The following is a 14,728-nucleotide window of genomic DNA, read 5'->3' on the forward strand; positions in this document are numbered from 1 at the left end:
ATAAAACAAACTAGCTTTATGTTTCGCTTATTTCGCCATTGGTTAAGGTCAGCTTTCTACTCATTTTATTTGCAATAGACAGGTCATGAGTAACAATTAACAGTGCGGTAGTTTTATCTGTATTTAGCTCTATGATAAGTTCTAATACGTCCTTTGCATTTGCCGCATCTAGGTTACCTGTTGGCTCATCTGCCAAGAGACAAGTTGGCTCAGTTATCATAGCTCTTGCAATTGCAACCCTTTGCCTTTCTCCACCTGATAGTTCTGACGGTTTATGATTCAATCGATTTTCTAACCCAACCTTTGTTAATATTTTTTTAGATTTTAAGAGTGCATCACTTTTATCAACACCCATAATTAACAGTGGTAAGGCAACGTTATATACTGATGAAAAATCATTTAGTAAGTGATGAAATTGATAAACAAAGCCAAGGTTTTTCGCTCGTAACTCTGTCCTATCCTTTTCGCTAATTTTTGAAATATTGGTATTAGCAATGAGCACATCACCTTCCGAAGGAGTATCAAGGCCAGCCATTAAATTAAGTAGCGTTGATTTTCCACATCCTGATTGACCAATAATTGCAGTTGTTTCTCCAGACTTAATTTCAAAATTTAAATTTTTTAAAACAGATGTTTGATTACTGCCCTCATTATATGAAAAGCTAACAGAGCGACATTCAATTATATTACTCATGCCTTAAAACCTCTGAAATATTAACCTTTCCAGCACGTTTTGCTGGGTAAATAGCGGCAATGATTACTAATATAAAAGCTCCCAGGACTATACTAACCACATCGCTAAGTAGAATTTTTGATGGAAATCGGCTAATATAAAATAAATCTTTAGGGAAAAATTGGAAGCCAATAATACTTTCAATTCCAGAAATTACAGATTCAATATTAAGAGCTAATATTAACCCAAGAATTGTTCCTATAGTAATACCAATAAAGCCAATACTGAGCCCTTGATAGAAGAATATTCTAACAATTCTTTTTGGAGTCATCCCGATGGTTCTTAGGATCGCAATGTCAGACTTTTTGTCAGTAACCACCATAACCATCATAGAGACTATATTAAAAGCAGCAATAGCAATTATCAAAGAAAGAATAATTGCAATCATTTGCTTTTCAAGATTTAAAGCTCTGATAAAGTTTCGCTGTTGTTGCATCCAGTCAACCCCATAATAACCATTGCCGAGGGATTTAATTACACTATCTGTAATTTTATTAGCTTCAAATAAGTCGTCTACTTTAAGACGAATTCCAGATACTTGATTTCCAAGAGTGAATAAATCTTGAGCGTCATAAAGGTGGATAAATGCAAGATTATTGTTGAAATCATTTACACCAGCATTAAATATACCGCTCACTGTATAAGATTGTGACTGGGGAACTAGTAAGCCGATTGAATTTCTAGAGGGGGCTATCAGAGTTAACTTATCCCCAATTCCAGTTCCCATAAGTGTTGCAAGGCCAACACCAATTAATATTGATGAATCGTCTTCATTAAGGCTAAGACTTCCATATTTAATATCATCTAATAAAGCAGAGGTTGTTGATTCTAAATCTACAAGGATGCCTCTAACACTGATTCCTTGTGAGGCATTTTTTGAAGTCATCAAGGCAAAGTCTTCAACAAAAGGCGAGGATGCAATAATTTGGTCCTGCGCGTCAATTTTTTTTCTAAGATCTTGCCAGTTATCAAGAGTATCATCACTTTCTGTTATATAAGAGTGAGAAATCGTGTTTAAAACTCGATTTGTTAACTCTTCATGAAAGCCGTTCATTACTGACAAGACAGTAATAAGAGACATAACAGCTAGAACTAGACCAACCATAGAAACGCCAGAAATAAAAGAAACAAAGCCTTTTTTTCGATTGGATCTTAAATATTGGTTAGAAATATGAAATTCAACACTCATGGTCGGAATATTTTGTCATAATTAATGTTTTAAAAGTGATTAAAATTATCAAAATGCTAAGTATTACAAGTTTTATCAATCACAGTAAGTTTGGCCTGGTTAATTTTTTGCTTTTGCCTTTTTCCGTTATTTTCTTCATTTTTAGTTTTATACGTCTTTGTCTTTACAAAGCAAGGCTATTAAAAGTAAGCGTGTCATCAGTTCCGGTTATTGTTATAGGCAATATAACAGCTGGTGGCACTGGAAAGACGCCAATTGTGATTGCAGTCGCTAATTATTTTGCATCTCGCAATAAAATAGTAGGAGTTGTTTCCAGGGGTTATGGAGGAGAGTTCACCCAAGAATCATTAGAGGTTACTTCGACAAGTGATCCAGTTGATTGCGGTGATGAGCCTTTGTTAATAAAGCAACAAACTGAAGCTTTTGTTGTAGTGGCTAAAAAACGAAGCAATGCAGTAAAGTTTTTAACTGAAAATTATTTAGTAGATTTAATTATTAGTGATGATGGTCTTCAGCATTATGCTATGGGACGTGATATTGAAATCGCAGTTATAGATGGACACAATCGATTAGGAAATGGATTTTTTCTTCCAGCAGGACCTCTAAGAGAGTCTAAAAAAAGGCTCAAGTCAGTTGATTTTATTATCAATAATGGCTCTCATATGGAAGGAGAGATATCAAGCAAAATTGAAGCAAACTGTTATATTAATCTAGCTACCAACGAAAAAAAAGATCTTGATTTTTTTAAAAGTAAAAAATGCTTTGCTATCGCTGGAATTGGAAATCCAGATAATTTTTATTCATTACTTAAAAAGCTTGGAGTTAATCTAATTACTAAAACATTTGCAGATCATCATAAATTTATTGAGAAGGATTTTGAATTTAAGGGCGACTATCCAATCTTAATGACAGCCAAGGATTGTGTAAAATGTAAACAATTTGCAACAAGCCAAATGTGGTGTTTGTCTGTGGATGCACAAATTAGTTCTGACTTTTATCAGCAACTTGAGTCTAAATTATGATTGATGAAAATTTATTAAAAATGTTAGTTTGCCCAGAAAGTAAAGCGCCTCTAAAGTTGGTTGGTGAAGAATTAGTGTGTGAAAAAAGTCAGTTAGCCTACCCTATCATTGATGGTATTCCAATTCTGCTTTTAGAAGAGGCTCGAAAAACTAATCCTGAAAAGTAATGGATTTTTCAGTAATTATTCCTGCTCGATATGCCTCAAGCCGTTTACCGGCAAAGCTATTAGAAAAAATAAATGGCAAAACACTTATTGAGCATACTTATTCAAATGCAGTTATGAGTTCTGCTAAGCGTGTAATTATTGCAACGGATGATGAAAGAATAAGCAAGGTTGCTAAGGATTTTGGTGCTGAGGTTTGTATGACTGACTCAATTCACACATCTGGTACTTCTCGCTTATCAGAGGCAGTAACCTCTCTAGATTTTAATGAGGATGAAGTGATTGTTAATGTTCAGGGTGATGAGCCCATGATGAGTCCTAATGCAATAAATCAAGTTGCCTCTAACTTGATTAAAAGTGGAATGAGTGTTGCAACGTTGTGTGAAAAAATTGAAAGTGAAGAGTCTTACTTTGATCTTAATTGCGTTAAAGTCGTATATAATTCGCGCGGCAAAGCATTGTACTTCTCAAGATCACCGATTCCTGCTTTTAGGAATAATAGTGAGATTAATTTGGATTTTTGTTTTCGCCATGTTGGCTTATATGCATATCGAGTTAGTTTTTTAAAGCAATATTTGCAAATGGGTAAATCTGAGCTAGAACTAGCTGAGAAATTGGAGCAGTTAACTATATTAAACCAAGGAATCGATATTAATGTTGATATTTCTTGCGCTCCAACAAGCTATGGTGTTGATACAGAATTTGATTTGAAAAAAGTTAAAGAGGAACTAAAAAAATGAATATTATTGATGGAAAAGAGATTGCAAAAAATCTGCGTTTAAAAATTGCTGAAGAAGTAAAAATGCTTGAACGACCTCCTGGTCTTGCTGTAATTCTAGTAGGTGAAGATCCTGCTTCAGCAGTCTATGTAAGAAATAAAGAACTAGCATGTAAGCAGGCAGGATTTTTTTCAGATAAGATTATTAAATCGGAGAATATCACAGAAGAACAGTTATTAGAAGAGGTGGAGAGACTTAACAATAATCCTTATATAGATGGCATTTTAGTGCAGCTTCCCTTGCCTAAACATATAGATGCAAATAAGGTTATTGAGCACATCTCACCATATAAGGATGTTGATGGATTCCACAGTGAAAATATTGGAAAGTTAATGCAGAATAAATCCCATTTAAGGCCATGCACTCCAAAGGGCGTTATGACTATGTTGGCATCATTTGGTTGTAAGGTGGAAGGTATGAATTGTGTAGTTATTGGTGCTTCAAATATTGTTGGTAGGCCAATGGCAATGGAGCTTCTAAATGCTCGAGGAACTGTAACTATTTGCAATAGTAAAACTAAAAATGTTGCTGAAAAAGTTAGGCAAGCTGACATTGTTGTTGTAGGTGTCGGAATTCCCGAAATGGTCAAAGGTGACTGGGTTAAAGATGGAGCTATCGTTATAGATATAGGCATTAATCGATTGGAAGATGGCTCTCTAGTTGGAGATGTAGACTTTGATGCAGTCAAAGATAAAGCTGGAGCTATAACACCAGTTCCTGGTGGAGTTGGGCCAATGACTATTGCAACGCTTTTAGAAAACACATTAATAGCTTACAGGCAAAGTTTATGAGATTTTTTCTAAGATTATTAAGAGAAGGCTCTGGCAGAGTATTGATATTAATTGACTGGTTATTTAAGCCTTCAGTAGTAAAAAGAAATGATGAAGAGCAAGCTAAGGTTGACCAAGAAACAAAAATTCTAAAGCTTTATCATTTCTATGCTTGTCCATTTTGCGTTAAGACTAGAAGAGCAATTAAACGTTTAAATCTTAAAGTTGAGACTCGTGATGCTCAAACTGCCGGTCAATTCAGAAAAGAGCTGGAAATAAGTGGTGGAAAGATCAAGGTTCCATGCTTAAAGTTAGAGATTGCTGGTGAAGATACTTGGATTTATGAATCGAATGATATTATTAAATACCTGGATGAGCGCTTTTCATAAACCATTTAATTTTTTATAAAAATGCTTTATATTCGTGGCGGCAATAAAGAACAAATAGTACTTTCGCAGCAGTTATTTAGTTTCTGCAGTAACGGCTTGTTTCAAGCAAATAAGATTCCAAATATAGATTTAACTATCCAAAAAGTAGATGATGCGCTTGCTTGGACAGACTATGAGGGCGATGGTAAGTTCTTTATAGAAATTGAAGAATCATTAGATAGAAAAAAATTCATTATTACCCTATGTCATGAAATGATACATGTGTGTCAATTTTTAGCAGGTGTTGAAGTCAGTGAGCTATCAGCATATCACTATGAAGAGGAGCTAGCAGAGCAGTTTTATCAAGAAGAACTAGGCGGGAGTATTAATGGAAGTCTTTCAGATCTGAATGAGGATTAAGGTAAATACTCTTTTAAGCTTCTAATCGTTTTATTTAATTCATCTGTTGAGTTAGAAGTTAAAGTTATATGGCCTAACTTTCTTCCAGTTCGCTCTTCTTTATTATATAAATGAAGGTGAGCATTTTTAGTTTTAAGTACTTTTTGGATTGGTCCATGGACTCCAACTATATTGATCATAGCAATGAACTTTGAAGTAATAGTTGTTTGCCCTAAGGGAGATTCAGTAATAGCTCTTATATGATTTTCAAATTGAGAGGTTTGTGCTCCTTCAATTGTCCAATGGCCAGAATTATGAACTCTTGGTGCTATCTCATTAACTAGAAGATCACCAGATTCAAAGAGTTCAATTGTTAAAACTCCAACATGTTTAATTTCTTTAAGAATAGAGCTCATATACTCTTCCGCTTTTTTTTGAAGAGATGCTGAGATATTTTGTGCAGGCGCTATAGTTAATCTTAGTATTCCCTCATGATGAGAATTCTCAACTAAAGGATAATATTCTAGACTACCATCTATACCTCTAACTGCAATCAAAGATAGCTCTCGCTTAAAATTGATAAAGCCCTCGAGGATTGAGTCAGCACCATCCATCTTTTCCCATGCTTCATGGATCTGGTTTTCAGATTTAATTAAAAACTGGCCTTTACCATCATAGCCATCTGTTGCTGTTTTTAGTATGGAAGGGATTCCAATATTCTTAATTGCACTTTTTAAATCATCAAGACTATTTACCATTTGATAGGGTGCACAAGGTATTTTTAATGCTTCTAGAAGTGCTTTTTCTCTGCCACGATGTTGAGAAATATATAGAGATTTGTCACTAGGAAAAACTTTAGTATTTTTACTAATTTCATTAACAATAGTTACGTCAGTATTTTCGCTTTCATAGGTCACGATGTCCGAACTATCAGCAAAATTACGAACCATTTCTGAATTATTATTATGGATAAATGTTTTTCCAAGAAGTGAAGACGGGTCTTCTTCAGATAATGCTAAAAATCTCATTTGGTGACCTAACGGATAGGCCGATAGCGCAAGCATTCTCCCCAATTGACCAGCACCAAGAACCCCAATTTTCATAAGTTATTTGTCAGGATTAGGATTATTGAGAACACTTTGGGTCTGTTCTAAACGAAATTTAGCAACCTTTTGTCTTACTTCTTCATTATGGTTGCCAACAATCTGGGCTGCTAAAATTCCAGCATTTTTTGCACCAGCTTCCCCAATAGCAAGCGTGCCCACAGGAATTCCACCAGGCATTTGAACAATGGATAATAAAGAGTCGTGACCACTTAATGCCTTAGACTGAATTGGCACCCCTAAGACTGGAATAATTGTTTTTGAAGCAACCATCCCTGGTAAGTGGGCAGAGCCACCAGCACCAGCAATAATTACTTCAAGGCCTCTTGCTTGAGCTGTTTCGGCGTATTCAAACATTAAATCAGGAGTACGATGGGCTGAGACAACCTTGACTTCATAAGGAATACCTAACTCGTCAAGCATTTCTGTGGCAATTTTCATTGTGGGCCAATCTGACTTTGAGCCCATAATAACTCCAACTAGTGCACTCATTTTGATTTTGGTGAGGAAATTATTTAAATTATACCAAAAACAAGATAGTTATTAGAATTGAAACTAATCTTGAAACAGCTGGTGATTAAAGTTTAAAGTCTTTATCAATAAAAGGAAGATGGCCAGAGCGAATAATAGAGGTTTGTGAGCCAACTGCTTCATACCATTCTTTAATTTTTACTGGGACTAGAGTATCAAGTGAGCCAAGGATAGAAGTTTTAGGTACTGCAATATCTTTATAAATATCTCGCAAGTCAGAATTAATGATTATTTCTAATCCAGTATTTAGCGCACTATGAGAGGCTGGATATTTTTGAATTGATTTGTAAAGCTCTTGAAGTTGAGACTTGTCTTTGCTTTGAAGGTATACGAAACGTTTGAGTGATTTAGTAGTGTCATTTTTTAAATTAATTGCAAATTGATCAAATACCTCACTACTGATTCCATAATTCCAGTTTTCATTATTTACAAGACAGGGTGTTGCGGCAACTAGAATTAACTTGCTAATCTCAATTTGACTTGCAATATAGGTTGAAAGTAAGCCACCTAAAGACCAACCAAGTAAGATTGATTGCTCTGGGATTATCTTAGTTAGTTCATTGCACCAGCTTTCAATATTTCCATCTATATCTCTACTTCTTCCGTGGCCAGGAAGATCAATAACTGTTATTCGATAGTTTGTCTTATATTTATCTATCAAGCTTTGGAATATATCGCTATTAAAGGCCCATCCATGTAATAAGACTAGACTTGGGCCATCGCCTATAGTTTTATGCCATAACATCTTTTACCTTTTTTAAAAGTGTTTCAATTTGCTTTTCACTATGCCCCGCTGATAATGTAAATCGAAGTCGGGCGGTGTTAGGAGGAACTGTAGGAGGCCGAATAGCGCTAACAAAAAAACCTTCATCAAATAGCCTGTTACTTAGCTTAAGGGCTAAATTACTTGTGCCTATAACAAGTGGTTGAATTGCACTATCAGAGTCTTCAAATTGAATATCTAACTGCCTAGAAATATTCTTAAAGTGACTAATATTTGCTAATAACTTATTTTTTTGTTCACCCTTTTTAATTAACTTCAGACTCATAAGGCCTGCATGACAAAAACTAGGAGGGATTGCAGTAGTGTAGGTATACGGCCTTGATTTTTGGATTAAAAATTCTATAAAGTCATCATCTCCAGCTACAAAGGCCCCCATAACACCAGCAGATTTTCCTAGCGTAGCCATATAAATGGAATGCTTAGGGATTGTTGGGTTAAAAATGCCAAATCCATGAGCGTCATCTTGCATTAATATTGCATCAGTTTGACTTAGAGTTTTATCAATTTCATAAATATCTGCCTCGTCTCCATCCATACTAAAAATATGATCAGTTACAACCAGGCCAGGGCCAGTTTGTTTTATTAACTTCTTTTGAAGTGAGACAAGATTTTTATGGAGATACCTTTGAATTGGATGGCCAATTAGTCTGGCGCCATCGATTAATGATGCATGATTTAATTTATCTTGAAGTGACCATTTGATTTCATCCCTTAGAGCAGAAAATATTCCTAGATTTGCACTATATCCTGATGAAAAAAGTAGCGCTCTTTGCTGGCCAGTATGCTCAGCTAATGCTTCTTCAAATATATGATGTGATTTTGAGTGACCACTTACTAGATGAGACGCTCCTGATCCAACTCCATACATCTTTATCCCTTCAATTAGTGCCTCTTTAATTTTAGGATGATTGGCTAGAGATAGGTAATCATTTGAGCAAAAATTCACAGTTTTCTTGCCATCAATGTCCATAATAGCGCCCTGGGGGCTATTCGCAATTCTTCTTAAACGTAATAAGTGATTCTGCTCAATATCACTTATTTTTTTTGAGAAGTTCATTGCATTAACATCTTAAGGCTATATTAAATTTTCCATTGGTGAGGAAGCGCTTGCATAACTTTTCTTAATCATTCTGCCTGCAAGATAGGATTCACGCCCAGCTATAATAGCATGCTTCATTGCACTTGCCATTAGTAAAGGGTTCTCTGCATTTGCAATTGCAGAATTCATAAGTACGCCGTCACACCCAAGTTCCATTGCTTCTGCAGCATCACTTGCGCAGCCAATCCCAGCATCAACTAAGACAGGAACATTAGCCTGGTCTTTAATTAGCTTAATATTAAAAGGATTAGCTATTCCCTGGCCTGATCCAATAAGAGAGGCTAATGGCATAATTGCACAGCAACCAATCTCTTCAAGCTCTTTAGCCACTATAGGATCATCCGAGGTATAAACCATGACATCAAAACCTTCTTTTATTAGTATTTTAGATGCTTCAAGAGTCTCTACAATATTAGGATAAAGTGTTTTTTCATCACCCAGAACCTCTAATTTAACGAGGTTATGCCCGTCTAATAATTCTCTTGCTAGAAGGAGAGTTCTCACTGCATCTTTTGCGTTGTAACAGCCTGCAGTATTTGGAAGAATAGTATATTTTTTAGGTGAGATAGCATCAAGAAGACTTTCTTCATTAGGATTTTGGCCAATATTTACACGACGAATTGCCACAGTAATAATCTCTGAACCAGAGGCTTCAGTCGCTAACTTAGTTTCCTTCAGATTTTTATATTTTCCAGAGCCTACAAGGAGTCTAGAATTAAAAGATCTGCCTGCTATAGTAAATGGAGTGTCTTTTTTCATAGCGTTATAAGATACCATGTGATGCAACAAAAATTACTCTATCGCATAGTATTCTTTTGAAGTTTCAAATGATTTATTTATATGATTAAACCAGCTTTTTGTTGGATCTCATTTATAGCTTTCGTAACAATCTGAGAAATTAAAAAAGCAGACTTAGATTTAGATTCTGCAAGCGATACAAAGTCATCAATCATAAGTTGGTACTGATTACATGGTGGAAAGCTAACTTTAGTACCTTCCTGCAAGCCTCCATTAGCCCAATAAGCGTGAGTAATTTCAGGTGGGTTAACTGGAACGCTTAGTTTTGCCCAGCCACTTGACCCTAAAACCGTCAATGCTTGGCAAAGTGCTGCATTACCTGAAACAGTGAAGCTCAGTGTTTCGCCATTTGGCCATTGAAGTGTTGCATCAACTTGCTTCTCAATATCATAGTGATTACTCATTATTGCAGTTGCTGAAAGAACTTTAGGGGCGCCTGTAAATAGCATGCATCCTGATAATATTGCATAACAACCAATGTCGTATAATGGACCGCCACCATCCACTTTGCGATTTCGAATGTTGCCTTTAGGCTGATCAGGATAGCTAAAAATAAAGTGAGATGACTGATGCTTTCCAATGTCAAGCTCTTTGAGCCAGGCCCATTGCGGGTGACTTCTTACCATGTAAGCTTCATAAAAAAAAGATTCACTACTTGCAGCTGCTGATTCTAATTCCTTTAAATCACTCATGTTAAGGGCAACTGGCTTTTCACAAAGAACATGCTTTCCTAATTTAAGTGCTTGAATAGAATAGGGCACATGTAGATGATTTGGGAGTGGGTTATAAATTGCATCTATTGATGGCTCTGATAGAAGAGCATCATAGTCAGTCTCAATAGCATCTTTATAGATACTTGGTAGTAGTACTTGACCAGGATTTCTTCTTCCAACATGGGTGACTTCATGTCCTGCAGCTAATATTGCTGGAACAACATATTCGCGAGCAATTTTTGCTTCACCTAAAATTCCAAATTTCATTTAAACCCTTTATTTTTGTTAATGAAGAGATAATAATACTTGTTCTTTCTATATGATTTTTAGAAAAATATTACAAATTGTATTAACATGTAAAATTGGTTTCTTAATAAGTTTTTTTTGAAGGAATATCAATGCCCCTAAATGCAATTAAACATCCTCTTTTAGCCCATAAGATTGCCTTACTTAGACAACATGGAATTAGCACAAAACAATTTCGTGAACTAGCTAACGAAGTTGCGAGTCTATTGACGTATGAAGCTACTCGGAATTTACCACTCGAAGACCGTGAAATTAATGGCTGGCAAGGAGAGCCAATCAATACTCAAATGTTATCTGGAAAAAAATTGTCAATTGTTCCTATTTTGCGAGCTGGCTTGGGAATGCTTGATGGTGTGTTGACTTTGGTGCCAAATGCTAAAGTTAGTGTCGTTGGTCTTTACAGAGATGAGAAAACTTTAAATCCAGTTGCATACTTTGATAAAGTTATTACAGATATTGATCAAAGAACTGCCTTAATTATTGATCCTATGCTGGCAACTGGAGGAACCCTCCTTGCTACAATTGACCTTCTTAAACAGAAGGGCTGTAAAAAAATTATTGGTTTATTTCTAGTTGCCTCTCCTGAAGGGTTAGAAAGGGTAACTAAACTTCATCCTGATGTAGATCTTTTTATAGCTGCAGTAGATGACTCTTTGAATGAGCAGGGCTATATTCTTCCTGGACTAGGCGATGCTGGTGATAAGATTTTTGGAACTAAGTAAATAGTCTTGGAAGAAGATATTTTTCCAAAAGGAGCAGCCTGGATGAATGGTGAATTCATTCAACTATCTGAAGCTCGTATTCCAATTTTAGATTGGGGTTTTTTAAGGTCTGATGCAACTTATGATGTTGTTCATGTTTGGAAAGGTCGTTTTTTTCGCTTAGATAAGCATATTGACAGATTTTTTGAATCAACAGAAAAATTAAGAATGCCTTGTATAGTTAGCCGTGACGAGCTTAAAAAAATACTTGCTGGTTGTGTTCATCGATCTGGACTGGATGATGTCTATGTGGAAATGATTCAAACTAGAGGAATGTCCCCTAAATTTGACAGAGATCCACGCAAATCTAAGCCTCGGTTTATTGCATTTGCTGTTCCATTTGGCTGGATTCTGAAGCCCGAAGATTTTGAGAAAGGTTTGGACGTTTTAGTAAGTGCTAGAAGGAGAATACCAACTAATTCTATTGATTCAAGAATTAAAAATTATCACTGGCTTGATTTGGTAAGTGGAATGTATGAAGCTTATGACTTAGATCATGACACGGTAATCCTTGTGGATGAAGAAAATAATATTTCAGAAGGACCAGGTTTTAATATTTTTTGTGTAGATAAGGATGGGCTTCATTCACCTAATCAGGGGGTTTTAGAAGGCATAACTAGGCAAACAGTTCTTGATTTAGCGCAAGAATTAGGCGTTCCTTTTCAGTTAAGCTCAATATCACTTGAAAAGCTTCAAGATTCAAATGAAGTTTTTGCAACTTCAACAGCGGGTGGAATAATGCCAATTACAAGAATAAATAATAAATTAGTTGGCAAAGGTGTCCCTGGAAAAATTACCAGAATACTTCACCAGAGTTATTGGGACAAACACACCCACCCTTATTGGAGTCAGTCAGTTAGTGATTTTTTAGAGTAGGGGCTTTAATAGAGCTTTGATAATTAATCATCCACTTTTTTTAAAGATTTAAATGCTTCAAGCGCATTCTGGCGAGATAATTTTAAATCTATAATAGGCTTTGGATAGTCTTTTCCAATAACAACCCCAGCCCTATCTAATTCTTCTTGAGGAGCTTCCCATGGGCTAAATAAATATTTATTGGATAGGTTACTAATTTCTGGGATGTAATTACGAATATACTCGCCATCAGGGTCAAACTTCTCACCCTGGGTTACTGGATTAAAGATTCTGAAGTAAGGGGCTGCATCTGCGCCGCAACCTGCAATCCATTGCCAGCTTGCACTATTACTAGCTAAATCTGCATCTACTAAACAGTCCCAAAACCATCTTTCACCATGATGCCAGTGAAGTAGAAGATTTTTAACTAAAAATGAACCTACAACCATTCTTACACGGTTATGCATTGCGCCAGTTAGCCATAACTCCCTCATGCCTGCATCAACCATCGGTATTCCAGTTTGACCTTTTTGCCAAGCAATTAATTTTTTCTCATCTTTATCCCATGGGAATAGATCAAACTTGGGTTGCAAATTCTTTTTAGGAAGTTCAGGATTAAAGTAGAGCTGCGTGTATGAAAATTCGCGCCAGCCTAGTTCGCTTAGAAAATGATCAATACTCGCATCATTGCCTTTATCTTTTGCTGCATACCAAGCCTGGTTAGGTGATATTTCACCAAAATGAATATGAGGTGAGATTTTAGAAACAAAAGGTTTTGCAGGAAAATTTCTACCATTTTTATAGTTTGCAATTCCATTATCAAGAAATTCTTTTAAGCGTTTATGCGCTCCATCCTCTCCAATATTCCAAAACGGCTTCATTTCAATATCCCATCTAACTAAAGGCAGTAAAGCAAGATCATTAATTTTTAAAGATTTCTTACTATCATTTAAAAAATCTAAATTACTTGGAGCTGGGAGTGGTTTTCGAGGCTCATCTGATAGAAGGCAGCCTTTTCGAAAGTATGGTGTAAAAACTTTATATGGAGTCCCATCTCCCTTTTTTATTGTCCAAGGCTCCCAAAGCAAAGAAGCATTTAAAGTATTCACCTTAATGCCCTTCAACCCAAGTTTTTTCTTGATATGAGTATCACGATTGATGCGCCATGGCTCATAACAACGATTCCAAAATATTTCATTAATATCTAATCTATCAATAATATCTAATATTACCTCAATTGGATCACCAGAGTAAATTGATAAGTTTTGATCTAGGCTTTTGTTAAGAGAATTTAAAGAGTGATGCAGCCAAAATCGACTTGCCTCACCCATCGTAAGTTCTTTTGAATTTATCTCGTCCAAAATGTAGATGGGAAGTATTGAGCTATTTTTTGCTGCCTCAAAGAGTGCAGGGTTGTCTGATAATCTGAGGTCTTGGCGAAACCAATGTATAACTTTAGGTTTATTCATAAAGCGTTTAAAATTTTGTTGGAGAGAGTCTTGAAAAAATGAGACTCTTTGTTATTCGATGTAATGCATTATATATTGCTAAAACAATATGGATTAGCATAATCGTTGATATATCGAAATGTTAAAGTTAATTTAGTATTTAAAATCCATTGACAATACTTTATTACTTATCACTTAAATATCCTTTGTTAGTTGAAATAAGGCATTGATAATATAAATTTTAAGAATGAAAGTCTAAATTTCTTTTGAGATAGTTATAATATTAGTAAAATACTGTTTGAATTTACTTAAAATTATAATTTTAAGAGCTGCCTTTTCAATGTCCGAAATAACCTCTCATATCTCTACTGAGCAATCTACACCAAAGTCATTTGGTGTAGTCTTCTCGATTGTATTATTAATGGTTGCTCTTTACCCCCTGATTAATTCTGAGGGCATTCGCACTTGGGCATTGTTCTTATCAGCTATATTTTTATTACTGGCTTTTCTAGCACCTAATGTATTGTTAGTGCCGAACAAACTTTGGTTTAAGTTTGGAATGCTACTTGGTTCTATTATTGCGCCAATTGTAATGGCACTCGTTTACTTTTTAACGGTATTACCCACAGGTTTAATTATGCGCCTTTTGGGTAAAGATTTACTTAAACAAAAGTTAGATAAAAATGCTAAGTCATATTGGATCAAGCGAACCGAACCTATGGGTTCAATGAAAAATCAATTTTAGGAGTTTGAATTATGTCTTTTATTAAAGAGTTATGGCTGTTTATGCGCGTTAGAAAAAAGTTTTGGCTGCTTCCTATAATGCTGATGATGGCATTATTTGGTGGGTTAATTGTACTTAGTCAGGGCTCTGCTGTAGCGCCATTCATCTATACCTTATTTTAG

At 35.5% G+C, this 14,728-nt stretch carries 19 protein-coding genes; 10 read left to right on the top strand and 9 right to left on the bottom strand.

Features of this window, described 5'->3' with window-relative positions; all coding sequences use genetic code 11:
* Positions 1 to 16: 16 nt before the first annotated feature.
* Positions 17 to 694 carry an ABC transporter ATP-binding protein gene (locus ABXT69_RS02160; RefSeq protein ID WP_416678786.1) on the bottom strand — a complete coding sequence of 226 codons (678 nt, stop codon included), beginning with the start codon at positions 692 to 694 and terminating at the stop codon, positions 17 to 19.
* Positions 687 to 1,922 (bottom strand): lipoprotein-releasing ABC transporter permease subunit, encoded by a 1,236-nt coding sequence (locus ABXT69_RS02165; protein ID WP_416678789.1) that lies wholly within the window; start codon positions 1,920 to 1,922, stop codon positions 687 to 689. Before ABXT69_RS02165 ends, ABXT69_RS02160 begins: the two co-directional genes overlap by 8 nt.
* Before the next feature lie 53 nt (positions 1,923 to 1,975).
* On the opposite strand from ABXT69_RS02165, the gene lpxK reads away from it, so the two are divergent.
* Genes lpxK through ABXT69_RS02195 form a run of 6 tightly spaced genes read left to right on the top strand, consistent with a single transcriptional unit; the run spans position 1,976 to position 5,445 of the window.
* The gene (gene lpxK / locus ABXT69_RS02170; RefSeq protein ID WP_416679513.1) at positions 1,976 to 2,944 is read left to right on the top strand and encodes a tetraacyldisaccharide 4'-kinase; all 969 of its coding nucleotides are present in this window, start codon (positions 1,976 to 1,978) and stop codon (positions 2,942 to 2,944) included.
* Positions 2,941 to 3,111, top strand: coding sequence for a Trm112 family protein (locus ABXT69_RS02175; protein ID WP_416678790.1), 171 nt, complete (start codon positions 2,941 to 2,943; stop codon positions 3,109 to 3,111). The genes lpxK and ABXT69_RS02175 overlap by 4 nt, the downstream gene beginning before the upstream one ends.
* On the top strand, positions 3,111 to 3,848 hold the full coding sequence (kdsB, locus tag ABXT69_RS02180; RefSeq protein ID WP_416678792.1) for a 3-deoxy-manno-octulosonate cytidylyltransferase: 738 nt from the start codon (positions 3,111 to 3,113) through the stop codon (positions 3,846 to 3,848). The genes ABXT69_RS02175 and kdsB overlap by 1 nt, the downstream gene beginning before the upstream one ends.
* The gene (gene folD / locus ABXT69_RS02185) at positions 3,845 to 4,678 is read left to right on the top strand and encodes a bifunctional methylenetetrahydrofolate dehydrogenase/methenyltetrahydrofolate cyclohydrolase FolD (RefSeq protein ID WP_416678794.1); all 834 of its coding nucleotides are present in this window, start codon (positions 3,845 to 3,847) and stop codon (positions 4,676 to 4,678) included. The genes kdsB and folD overlap by 4 nt, the downstream gene beginning before the upstream one ends.
* On the top strand, positions 4,675 to 5,046 hold the full coding sequence (locus tag ABXT69_RS02190) for a glutathione S-transferase N-terminal domain-containing protein (RefSeq protein WP_416678796.1): 372 nt from the start codon (positions 4,675 to 4,677) through the stop codon (positions 5,044 to 5,046). Before folD ends, ABXT69_RS02190 begins: the two co-directional genes overlap by 4 nt.
* A gap of 21 nt (positions 5,047 to 5,067) precedes the next feature.
* Positions 5,068 to 5,445 carry a hypothetical protein gene (locus ABXT69_RS02195; protein ID WP_416678797.1) on the top strand — a complete coding sequence of 126 codons (378 nt, stop codon included), beginning with the start codon at positions 5,068 to 5,070 and terminating at the stop codon, positions 5,443 to 5,445.
* Here ABXT69_RS02195 and ABXT69_RS02200 read toward each other — a convergent pair.
* The 6 genes from ABXT69_RS02200 to ABXT69_RS02225 all read right to left on the bottom strand — a co-directional run bounded on the left by ABXT69_RS02200 (position 5,442) and on the right by ABXT69_RS02225 (position 10,719).
* Positions 5,442 to 6,527 (bottom strand): 5-(carboxyamino)imidazole ribonucleotide synthase, encoded by a 1,086-nt coding sequence (locus ABXT69_RS02200; protein WP_416678800.1) that lies wholly within the window; start codon positions 6,525 to 6,527, stop codon positions 5,442 to 5,444. The two genes, ABXT69_RS02195 and ABXT69_RS02200, sit on opposite strands and share 4 nt — an antisense overlap.
* 3 nt (positions 6,528 to 6,530) lie before the next feature.
* Entirely contained in the window at positions 6,531 to 7,019 is a 489-nt protein-coding gene (purE, locus tag ABXT69_RS02205) for a 5-(carboxyamino)imidazole ribonucleotide mutase (RefSeq protein ID WP_416678801.1), read from the bottom strand.
* Between the two features lie 85 nt (positions 7,020 to 7,104).
* A complete protein-coding gene (locus tag ABXT69_RS02210; protein WP_416678803.1) occupies positions 7,105 to 7,803 on the bottom strand; it encodes an alpha/beta fold hydrolase in 699 nt (232 codons plus the stop codon).
* A complete protein-coding gene (locus tag ABXT69_RS02215; protein ID WP_416678805.1) occupies positions 7,790 to 8,899 on the bottom strand; it encodes an aminotransferase class I/II-fold pyridoxal phosphate-dependent enzyme in 1,110 nt (369 codons plus the stop codon). The genes ABXT69_RS02210 and ABXT69_RS02215 overlap by 14 nt, the downstream gene beginning before the upstream one ends.
* Positions 8,900 to 8,917: 18 nt before the next feature.
* Positions 8,918 to 9,700 (bottom strand): thiazole synthase, encoded by a 783-nt coding sequence (locus ABXT69_RS02220; protein ID WP_416678806.1) that lies wholly within the window; start codon positions 9,698 to 9,700, stop codon positions 8,918 to 8,920.
* A 77-nt stretch (positions 9,701 to 9,777) separates the two neighbouring features.
* The gene (locus ABXT69_RS02225) at positions 9,778 to 10,719 is read right to left on the bottom strand and encodes a Gfo/Idh/MocA family protein (protein WP_416678807.1); all 942 of its coding nucleotides are present in this window, start codon (positions 10,717 to 10,719) and stop codon (positions 9,778 to 9,780) included.
* A 131-nt stretch (positions 10,720 to 10,850) separates the two neighbouring features.
* Here ABXT69_RS02225 and upp point away from each other — a divergent pair, with 131 nt between their 5' ends.
* Both upp and ABXT69_RS02235 read left to right on the top strand, forming a co-directional pair.
* Entirely contained in the window at positions 10,851 to 11,480 is a 630-nt protein-coding gene (upp, locus tag ABXT69_RS02230) for a uracil phosphoribosyltransferase (RefSeq protein WP_416678809.1), read from the top strand.
* A gap of 6 nt (positions 11,481 to 11,486) precedes the next feature.
* Complete coding sequence (locus ABXT69_RS02235; RefSeq protein WP_416678810.1) at positions 11,487 to 12,395, top strand: aminotransferase class IV; 909 nt, start codon at positions 11,487 to 11,489, stop codon at positions 12,393 to 12,395.
* 23 nt (positions 12,396 to 12,418) lie between these two features.
* Here the strand turns inward: ABXT69_RS02235 and ABXT69_RS02240 are convergent, their stop codons facing one another.
* Positions 12,419 to 13,843: a cryptochrome/photolyase family protein gene (locus ABXT69_RS02240; RefSeq protein WP_416678811.1), complete on the bottom strand. Its 1,425-nt coding sequence runs from the start codon at positions 13,841 to 13,843 to the stop codon at positions 12,419 to 12,421.
* Positions 13,844 to 14,162: 319 nt separating this feature from the next.
* On the opposite strand from ABXT69_RS02240, the gene ABXT69_RS02245 reads away from it, so the two are divergent.
* Both ABXT69_RS02245 and ABXT69_RS02250 read left to right on the top strand, forming a co-directional pair.
* On the top strand, positions 14,163 to 14,567 hold the full coding sequence (locus ABXT69_RS02245) for an SxtJ family membrane protein (protein WP_416678813.1): 405 nt from the start codon (positions 14,163 to 14,165) through the stop codon (positions 14,565 to 14,567).
* Between the two features lie 11 nt (positions 14,568 to 14,578).
* Complete coding sequence (locus ABXT69_RS02250) at positions 14,579 to 14,728, top strand: DUF5989 family protein (RefSeq protein ID WP_416678814.1); 150 nt, start codon at positions 14,579 to 14,581, stop codon at positions 14,726 to 14,728.

Source organism: Candidatus Pseudothioglobus sp. Uisw_016, assembly GCF_048087635.1.
Taxonomy (GTDB): Bacteria; Pseudomonadota; Gammaproteobacteria; order PS1; family Pseudothioglobaceae; genus Pseudothioglobus.

Coding starts and splice junctions, on each gene's coding strand:
- ABXT69_RS02210 (WP_416678803.1), bottom strand. CDS start 7,803: ATGTTATGGCATAAAACTATAGGCGATGGCCCAAGTCTAGTCTTATTA.
- ABXT69_RS02220 (WP_416678806.1), bottom strand. CDS start 9,700: ATGAAAAAAGACACTCCATTTACTATAGCAGGCAGATCTTTTAATTCT.
- ABXT69_RS02160 (WP_416678786.1), bottom strand. CDS start 694: ATGAGTAATATAATTGAATGTCGCTCTGTTAGCTTTTCATATAATGAG.
- kdsB (WP_416678792.1), top strand. CDS start 3,111: ATGGATTTTTCAGTAATTATTCCTGCTCGATATGCCTCAAGCCGTTTA.
- ABXT69_RS02215 (WP_416678805.1), bottom strand. CDS start 8,899: ATGAACTTCTCAAAAAAAATAAGTGATATTGAGCAGAATCACTTATTA.
- ABXT69_RS02240 (WP_416678811.1), bottom strand. CDS start 13,843: ATGAATAAACCTAAAGTTATACATTGGTTTCGCCAAGACCTCAGATTA.
- ABXT69_RS02245 (WP_416678813.1), top strand. CDS start 14,163: ATGTCCGAAATAACCTCTCATATCTCTACTGAGCAATCTACACCAAAG.
- ABXT69_RS02200 (WP_416678800.1), bottom strand. CDS start 6,527: ATGAAAATTGGGGTTCTTGGTGCTGGTCAATTGGGGAGAATGCTTGCG.
- ABXT69_RS02175 (WP_416678790.1), top strand. CDS start 2,941: ATGATTGATGAAAATTTATTAAAAATGTTAGTTTGCCCAGAAAGTAAA.
- ABXT69_RS02225 (WP_416678807.1), bottom strand. CDS start 10,719: ATGAAATTTGGAATTTTAGGTGAAGCAAAAATTGCTCGCGAATATGTT.
- ABXT69_RS02250 (WP_416678814.1), top strand. CDS start 14,579: ATGTCTTTTATTAAAGAGTTATGGCTGTTTATGCGCGTTAGAAAAAAG.
- folD (WP_416678794.1), top strand. CDS start 3,845: ATGAATATTATTGATGGAAAAGAGATTGCAAAAAATCTGCGTTTAAAA.
- upp (WP_416678809.1), top strand. CDS start 10,851: ATGCCCCTAAATGCAATTAAACATCCTCTTTTAGCCCATAAGATTGCC.
- ABXT69_RS02190 (WP_416678796.1), top strand. CDS start 4,675: ATGAGATTTTTTCTAAGATTATTAAGAGAAGGCTCTGGCAGAGTATTG.
- ABXT69_RS02165 (WP_416678789.1), bottom strand. CDS start 1,922: ATGAGTGTTGAATTTCATATTTCTAACCAATATTTAAGATCCAATCGA.
- lpxK (WP_416679513.1), top strand. CDS start 1,976: ATGCTAAGTATTACAAGTTTTATCAATCACAGTAAGTTTGGCCTGGTT.
- purE (WP_416678801.1), bottom strand. CDS start 7,019: ATGAGTGCACTAGTTGGAGTTATTATGGGCTCAAAGTCAGATTGGCCC.
- ABXT69_RS02195 (WP_416678797.1), top strand. CDS start 5,068: ATGCTTTATATTCGTGGCGGCAATAAAGAACAAATAGTACTTTCGCAG.